Origin of the sequence: Mesorhizobium sp. M7A.F.Ca.MR.148.00.0.0 (genome assembly GCF_003997735.1) — a bacterium.
Taxonomy (GTDB): domain Bacteria; phylum Pseudomonadota; class Alphaproteobacteria; order Rhizobiales; family Rhizobiaceae; genus Mesorhizobium.
Genome location: NZ_RZTB01000194.1, coordinates 1 through 5,953, shown reverse-complemented (window position 1 = coordinate 5,953; position 5,953 = coordinate 1). Strand labels below are relative to the sequence as shown.

Here is a 5,953-nt window from a genome sequence, read left to right as displayed (position 1 = left end):
CCTCTGGCCTGCCGGCCATCTCCCCCTCGAGGGGGGAGATCAGCTATCCATTCCGACGAAGCTCTCTTCCTCGACCACTTCCAGCCCACCCAGTCTGAACGGCGAAAACGATACGCGATGCAGCCGCGCCACCGGGCCATGCGCCTCGATTGCCGTGCGATGGCGAAGCGTGGCGTAGCCCATATGGGCTTCGAAGCCGTAGCGATCGTGATGGTTGCCGCAGCCGCACATCATGCGATCGCGCATCACCTTGGCGACGATCGAGGCGGCGGCGATCGACTGCGAACGCTGGTCGCCCTTGATCAGCGCGCGCCCTTCACAAGGCAGGCCAGGCGGCACGTCGCGTCCATCGGCAAGGGCGAGCTTCGGTCTGACCGACAGCCCTACCAGGGCGCGGCGCATGGCTTCCAGGCTTGCCTTGAGGATGTTGCTGCCGTCGATACCCTCGGCACTGATGGAGGCCATTGAGACCGCCTGCGCAGAGCCGAGAATTCGCAGGAACAAGGCTTCACGCTGCAGATGGCTGAGGCGCTTGGAATCGTCGAGGCCGTCGGGAATGTTGGCGGGATCGAGCACCACGGCCGCGGCGACTACCGGCCCGGCCAGGGGGCCACGGCCGGCCTCGTCCATCCCGGCAACCGGCCACAGGCCCTCCGCCATCGCCTTCGTCTCGAAGGAGAAGTCGGGCTTCTCGATGATCTCAAAGAGAGGCGGAGAATCAGAACGCGCGCGAGCCATGTTGCGGCGAGGTTCGCATCGGCTCCGATTCTCCGCAAGTCCCTCCGGGTCGGGTGGGGCGCCGGACCGGGAGGGCACCGTCTGCAGGCCGGGGCAGGCCGGACGGGATTCTGGTGCGCGACGGATCAAACCACCGCGACGAATTGTCTCTTCAAAGCAGCGTCAGCTGCACCTGGTCTTTCCCGGCGGCAACGAACTGATCGGTCCGCAGCGTGCGCCGTTCGGCATTGAGGCCGAGCCGCTTGGCTGTGATCTCGAAGCGCCGGCCGATCTGCCAGGCATAGGGACCGGCGCCCTTCATGCGCTTGCCCCATTCCGAATCGTAGTCCTTGCCGTCGCGCATCGAGCGGACCAGCGACATCACATGGCGGTAACGGTCGGGATAATGGCGCAGCAGCCAGTCCTTGAAGATCGGGCTGACCTCCAGCGGCAGCCGCAGGATCACATAACCCGCTTCACGCGCGCCCGCCGCACGTGCGGAATCGAGGATGCGTTCCATCTCCGGATCGGTCAGGCCCGGAATGATCGGCGCCACCATGACCGACGCCGGAATGCCGGCATCCGAAAGCTGCCGGATCGCTTCCAGCCGCTTGGTCGGCGTCGACGCGCGCGGCTCCATGGTGCGCGCCAGCATGCGGTCGAGCGTCGTCACCGACAGCGCCACCTTGGCGAGCCCGCGTTCGGCCATGCGCGACAGGATATCCATATCGCGCGTCACCAGAGCGGACTTTGTCACGATGCCGACCGGATGGCCGCGCGCTTCCAGCACTTCGAGGATTTCGCGCATGATCCGGTATTGCTTCTCGATCGGCTGGTAGGGGTCCGTGTTGGTGCCGATGGCGATGGTGCGCGGCTGATAGCTGTCCTTCGAAAGCTCCTTGTCGAGCAAGCGCGCCGCATCAGGCTTGGCGAACAGCTTCGATTCGAAATCCAGACCCGGCGACAGGCCCATGAACGCGTGCGTCGGGCGGGCAAAGCAATAGACGCAGCCATGCTCGCAGCCGCGATAGGGGTTGATGGAACGGTCGAAGGAAATGTCGGGCGATTCGTTGCGGGTGATGATGGTGCGCGGCTTCTCTACCTGCACTTCGGTCTTGAAGGGTGGCAGTTCCTCCAGCGAATTCCAGCCATCGTCGAACACGTGCCGGCTGACCGGCTCGAACCGGCCGGACGGATTGATGCCAGCCGACCTGCCGCGGTTGCGGTCCGGGCGGACACGCAGGCCGCTCTGCTCGACCATCGCGTTGGCCATCTCGGCTCTTCCTGCTCCGAAAGCCGCAATGTCGGCGCGCACGATCTGTTCCATCTTCGCCCGCTCCCAGGGACTGTCCATGTTGTGTCGAATCGCTCTGCTCATGAAATTATTCCTATTTCGTTGAAGAGAACAAAGCAAGAACTTTCGATGGTGCGATGCAAAAACTGGCGCTGTCCGGCGCTTTCCGCTATTCGGCTAAGGATGCTCAGTGTTCTCATCGAAACCCGCAATGACGAGGAGGGCCTAGCCCGCACGCTCGCCTCGCTGATTGGCGGCGCGGTCGAAGGCGTGGTGCGTGAAGTCATCGTTTGCGACACAGGCTCTACCGATCAGACGCATCATGTGGCCGAGCATGCCGGCTGTCAGTACGTGACGGGCGGTGTCGCTGCCGGCATTCGCCAGGCCAAGGGGGATTGGTTGCTGCTCCTGGAGCCGGGCGCGCGGCTGGTGGAGGGCTGGATCGATGAAGTTGTCGCCCACACGGCCAGGCAGACCATGGCGGCACGGTTTTCGCTCACGCGAGCCAGTCGCACGCCATTCCTGGCCCGGGTCTTTTCGGGAAACCGCGCCTTGGCCGACGGCTTGCTGATCAGCAAGCGTCAGGCGGCTGCCGCGGCAAAGAGCGCCGGCAGTGCCGAGGCCATCGCCCGCGGCCTCGCGACGAAGCGGCTCGACGCTGAGATCTGGATGGCGCCGGCCAAGCAGGAGCGCCGCTCCTCGACGTGATTTTTGCAGTTGCTCAGGTCATTGTGCATTGCACAAAATCTGACGCGGGGTTAGCTTCCGTTCAAGCGGGAATTGGGTTTGGGACATGCCGAGAGGCGAGCACCGATGCGGCATCGGTGGTGCTCTCATAGCCGAGGACCCAATGAAGCTTTCAACCCCCGACACATCCGGCGCGGCCAGTCTCGAGGCCATTGCGCGCAACGGCAGCCTGCTGCGGCGCATCGCCGTACGTATTCCAACCTATCTGACGGACCTGCGGGAGAACCCTGCCTGGCTGCCGATGTTCGTGTTGGCGCGCACAATGCCCGGACGCCGCATGCATTGGCTGGGCGCAAAACGCGCCCGCCCGGTCGCCAATGCCGGGGATACGATGTTTGCCGGTGTCGAACGGGGAGCGGTCGTCGATGCGTTGCGCTCCGACGGGCTGTTCTCAGGCCTGGTCCTGCCGCCTGATATCCATGAAGAGATCGCCGACTTCGCCGGGCGCACGCCTTGCTTCGGCAATTTCGACCGCCGTCTCGAATTCATGCCGGGGGAACATGCCGAGGCCGAGAAACGCCTTGGCCGCTCGCTGCTCAGCGGGCATTTTTTCGAGCGCATCCTCGACTGCCCGGCGGCGCTTGCCATCCAGCGCGATCCGCTGCTTCTGGATATTGCCGCGCACTATCTCGGCGGTCAGGCAAAACTGATCACGACGCGCGTCTGGTGGAGTTTTCCCACGGGTGCCGCTTCCGATGCCGACAAGAACCTCGCCTCGCTTGGCAAGTATCATTTCGACCTCGATGATTGGCGCATGCTGAAATTCTTCTTCTACCTCAAGCCGGTCGACGCCGACACCGGTCCGCATGTCTATGTCAGGGGCAGCCACAAGCGCCGCAGCCTCAAGCATCAGCTCACGCTTCTGGTTGGCCATCCCGCGCAACAGGTGCTGGATGTCTATGGCGAGCAAAGCCCGGTGACGTTGACCGGCGAGGCCGGTCTCGGCTTCGTCGAGGACCCCTTTGGCTTTCATATGGGCACCGTGCCGGCACGCACGCCGCGACTGATGATGGAAGTCGGCTTCGGCGTATCGCCGCCGTCGCGCCGACGGTTTCATGGCGAGCCGGTTATCCGCTGAGAGCTGCCTATCCGAAGCTCATCTCGACAGGTGTCCAGCGTGTGCGGCGTCTGGCTTGGCGCTGCGCCCTGTTTTCCGTATCGAAGTCGACGCGGACCGGCTCCTGGTTGAACCGCTCGCGGTCGTCCAGGGCGTTGATGATGACGATCGCCCTTGCATCGTCATCTCTGGCGATTGCATCGTCATCTCTGGCGATTGCGGCGACGTAGACACCGCACCGCCGGCAGATCAGATAGTCGGCCGTCCTCAGCCCGAACTGATATCTCCGCAATTGCGTCTCGTCCTTGACCGAGATGACCAGTCTGCCATTCGGATCGGCAACGGCGCGCGAACCATGTCTGACACAGAACGAGCATTGGCAAGCGCGAACTTCGGTTTGCGGTGGCTCGAGCTCGGTTGAAAATTCAAGGCGTATGTTGCCGCAATGGCATCCACCGGTGTGCACGGTCATCGTAGCTGCCTTGTCGTGAACGGCGATGATCGCCTTCAGACAAGGTACTTTTCCGAGGTCCGGTTTGGAATGGGGTTTCAAAGGCGTCGGTGCTGTTTTGCCTGGCGAACGCGGCGTGGAACCGGCGCTTTGCCTCGGCTTTTACGGAGCCGATTTGCCGCGCCGCAAATGCTCGTCCAGGCGCGGCATGATCTCGACGAAGTTGCATGGCGTGTGCCGGTAGTCGAGCTGCGCTTTCAGGATGCCGTCCCACGCGTCCTTGCAGGCGCCTGGCGAACCCGGCAGCACGAAGACGAAGGTTGCGTTGACGACGCCGCCGGTCGCCCGGCTCTGGATCGTCGAGGTGCCGATCTTGTCGTAGGAAATCCGGTGGAACACTTCCGAAAAGCCATCCATGCGCTTTTCGAAGATCGGCTCCAGCGCGTCCGGCGTCACGTCACGGCCTGTGAAGCCGGTGCCGCCGGTGGTGATGACGACATCGATATTCTTGTCCTGTGACCACGCCAGAACCGTGTCGCGGATTTTCTCGCGGTCGTCGGTGACGATATCGCGGGCCGCCAGGATGTGGCCGGCCTCGGTGATGCGGTCGGCCAGCGTCTGGCCGGATTTGTCGTCGGGGAGGCTGCGCGTATCTGAAACGGTCAGCACCGCGATGCGCACGGGAATGAAGGAGCGGCTCTCGTCAATTCTGGCCATCTGCGCCCTCCGATGCGATGCTGCGCGTCGCGGCAACGAACCAGTCGGGCTGGCGGCCGCGAATTTCGGCGGCCGCCCGCTTGGCGACCTTGCCGGTCCCGATCCGGCCTTGTTCAGCCAGGAAAGTGCCCTGCCGATGGCGGGCTGCATCGCCAGCGCTGCCGGCTCGAGATCGTTGCGGGTGATCTCCAGCCAGTTGCGCAGGCTGTGGAAATCGATGCCGCGCGGCAGCGGCGGCAAGGCTTCGTTGTCACGACGCGAAAGCGCCGCGAACACCTCGGCCGTCGAGACCGGCGTGCCGGGATTGACCAGCACCAGGCCAAGCGCCGAAAAGTCCGGCACCATCGACAGTTCATCCCCGATGCCGCGCGCCACCAGCGGCTTTGCCACCAGGCACATCGGCACATCGGCGCCAAGCGAAAGGCCGATTCGCGCCAGCTCTGCGCCATCGATGTCCAGCGCCCATGTCTCCACCAGCCCGCGCAGCACGGTCGCCGCGTCGCTCGAACCACCGCCGACGCCGGAGGCAACCGGCAGGTTCTTTTCCAGCCGGATGGCGACCGGCGGTGTTCTCTCGTGCCCGGCTGTCTGCCGCAGGGCATCGCGCGCCTTGAGCACCAGATTGCTGGCGTCGAGAGGAACTTCCGGCGCGTAGCGGCCGGACACGGCAAACTCATCGCTGTCGGCGAGTGCGATTTCGACCCTGTCGCCGAAACGCGTGAATACCGCCAGGCTTTCGATCAGATGATAGCCGTCAGGGCGCCTGCCTGTGACATGCAGCGCAAGATTGATCTTGGCGTACGCAGGCCAAGTGCGCACACCGAAAGCGGTGTCCACTGCGTTTGATGTAAGCGAAATGATGGTCAGTCCTTGGCCAGTCGGTATTCGCCGGTCTTCGGATCCTTGACCAGCGTTCCGATCGCGCCGTTGGCCGTCTGCTTTTCTGTGCGCCGCACCTTGGCGGTCACGC

At 63.9% G+C, this 5,953-nt stretch carries 6 protein-coding genes and 1 pseudogene; 2 read left to right on the top strand and 5 right to left on the bottom strand.

The genetic code is table 11. From position 1 onward, the window contains the following. Nucleotides 1–39: 39 nt before the first annotated feature. Together EOB49_RS32405 and EOB49_RS32400 are read right to left on the bottom strand one after the other, a co-directional pair. Complete coding sequence (locus EOB49_RS32405; protein WP_127383356.1) at nucleotides 40–738, bottom strand: ribonuclease HII; 699 nt, start codon at nucleotides 736–738, stop codon at nucleotides 40–42. A 151-nt stretch (nucleotides 739–889) separates the two neighbouring features. Next, the gene (locus tag EOB49_RS32400) at nucleotides 890–2,044 is read right to left on the bottom strand and encodes a PA0069 family radical SAM protein (RefSeq protein ID WP_127383357.1); all 1,155 of its coding nucleotides are present in this window, start codon (nucleotides 2,042–2,044) and stop codon (nucleotides 890–892) included. Nucleotides 2,045–2,194: 150 nt separating this feature from the next. Between EOB49_RS32400 and EOB49_RS32395 the strand changes: the two genes are divergently transcribed. Next, on the top strand, nucleotides 2,195–2,719 hold the full coding sequence (locus tag EOB49_RS32395; RefSeq protein ID WP_127383355.1) for a glycosyltransferase: 525 nt from the start codon (nucleotides 2,195–2,197) through the stop codon (nucleotides 2,717–2,719). Between the two features lie 142 nt (nucleotides 2,720–2,861). Then, nucleotides 2,862–3,836 (top strand): hypothetical protein, encoded by a 975-nt coding sequence (locus tag EOB49_RS32390; RefSeq protein ID WP_023808671.1) that lies wholly within the window; start codon nucleotides 2,862–2,864, stop codon nucleotides 3,834–3,836. Nucleotides 3,837–3,843: 7 nt separating this feature from the next. Here the strand turns inward: EOB49_RS32390 and EOB49_RS32385 are convergent, their stop codons facing one another. The 3 genes and pseudogenes from EOB49_RS32385 to EOB49_RS32375 form a co-directional block, all read right to left on the bottom strand. After that, nucleotides 3,844–4,287 (bottom strand): aldehyde-activating protein, encoded by a 444-nt coding sequence (locus tag EOB49_RS32385; protein WP_127383354.1) that lies wholly within the window; start codon nucleotides 4,285–4,287, stop codon nucleotides 3,844–3,846. Nucleotides 4,288–4,428: 141 nt separating this feature from the next. Beyond that, entirely contained in the window at nucleotides 4,429–4,983 is a 555-nt protein-coding gene (gene moaB, locus EOB49_RS32380; protein WP_127383353.1) for a molybdenum cofactor biosynthesis protein B, read from the bottom strand. Continuing rightward, nucleotides 4,970–5,820 (bottom strand): annotated as a pseudogene (locus EOB49_RS32375) (4-(cytidine 5'-diphospho)-2-C-methyl-D-erythritol kinase). The gene moaB and the pseudogene EOB49_RS32375 overlap by 14 nt, the downstream one beginning before the upstream one ends. Nucleotides 5,821–5,953 lie beyond the last annotated feature (133 nt).